Consider the following 1,668-nt stretch of genomic DNA (forward strand, 5'->3'; position numbering starts at 1 on the left):
GGTTTTTAGCTGGCATTTTTGTAGAGATTGACTAAACTCATTTTTTATTATACCCTATTTAAAGGCACAACAGCTTAGACATGTCAGAAATGGTCGAATTAGCAGCGGATTTTGCTGTCCATTGTCTGCTACTAATTTGGGTAAAATTATGATATTTTAGTTGTGTAGATAAACGATGTCCTGCTGACAAGGCATCGGTGTCACAAGCAAATTCAATATTTGATAACTCTCGCAACTTTTTCTGACCCTCAATTTCAGCTTTTTTGAGTTTTTTTTCTAATTTACGTTGGTCGGCATCACGACGCAAACTGCTCTCTACTACTAACCATCTTTGTGTAATTCCACCATAATTACTTTTGTGTTCTGACCAACTATATCCCGTCACAGAACTAGAGTGAAATTCTGATTCATTTAATTGAGATACCAGTTGCTGCGCTTGTTTCAGGCTGAGTGGTACACGAGTCAACCATCTTAAATTGGTTAACATTTCTAAGTTGGGAGCGGTATATAATGCACTGTCAGCTACCATTAAACTGTCGAGATTTTTTTTTAAGTCTTGACAAATTGAGGCGAATATGGAATTATCTGATTCGTTTCCTGAAGCTACTCGTAAAAATATTGGTACATCTCCATCTCCACTACAAATTAGGTCTAAAATGAACTGTTTTAAGTCGGGACGATGATCGCGAGAGTAGCCGTAGGTAATCTCAATTGGTATGGGGGGTGTTTGATGGTTGATTGATAAATTATCTAATTGATTTCTCTCGGTTTCTGTTCTAAAAAAAGATACTGATGGCAATTCGTGCTCATATTTGCCATGTAGATGAAATGAACTTGAGTCGAGGTGAGATGTGTCGGTATTTATCTCGAATTTTTGAGCGGCTGACAGGGCAATAGTTGTGAATATTTCCGTAATTCCTGCCAAATATAATTTATCTAATACTCTGCCTAAACGGTCATCATTCAAATGTGATGCTTGAATCCCTGCTCCCAGTAAATGTTCTATTGCTTTCCCTTCAAAAAATTTAGAAAATAAATATAATGGGGCGGAAACCATCCCTAATCCATTAATAATCATGGCTGTAACTACCAGGCCGGGACTGACTATCTCGCCCAGTTGTTCGCCTACTAATTCATTGATTTTTTGGACAATTCCTATTTCATCAATTAGACCGGCTATCAAGCCCAGATGATCTAGGTTTTCTACTTTCATCTCAGATGCTTTCTGCATGGGCTGCTGAATCCTGATTTGATTGTTCATCGCGATCGCCAGTTTACACTATTTTTGGTGATGATTTGTTACTATTGGCGAGCGCAATTAACGCTTTTTCGTCAGGTGAGCGCGTTACGGATACCTAATAAACTTGGTTTTTTACCGCTCGCAATTTTAACTGATATCAGATTTAACTCACGCCCTCACGTCAATTTTCCCGAATGGACTACTGGGCAATGCTGAGTGACCGAGATAATTGAGTATTTCTACTCATGATGGTCTCGGATGATTTACTTTTACCCCCTCAATCTGCCTATGTGCCAGTTGGGGGTGCGGAATGTGGGAAATAAAGCCGGAATCGCTGTCACTTCGTTGGATTTAAGCTGTTGTGCCTTTAAATAGGGTATAATAAAAAATGAGTTTAGTCAATCTCTACAAAAATGCCAGCTAAAAAC

1 pseudogene is annotated in these 1,668 nt (G+C 38.7%); it reads right to left on the bottom strand.

The features are described from left to right. Window positions 1-97: 97 nt before the first annotated feature. Window positions 98-1,231: pseudogene (locus tag QT994_RS27620) on the bottom strand (IS1634 family transposase); the annotation flags it as partial. Window positions 1,232-1,668 lie beyond the last annotated feature (437 nt).

Source organism: Microcoleus sp. S13_B4, from assembly GCF_036700885.1.
Taxonomy (GTDB): domain Bacteria; phylum Cyanobacteriota; class Cyanobacteriia; order Cyanobacteriales; family Microcoleaceae; genus Microcoleus.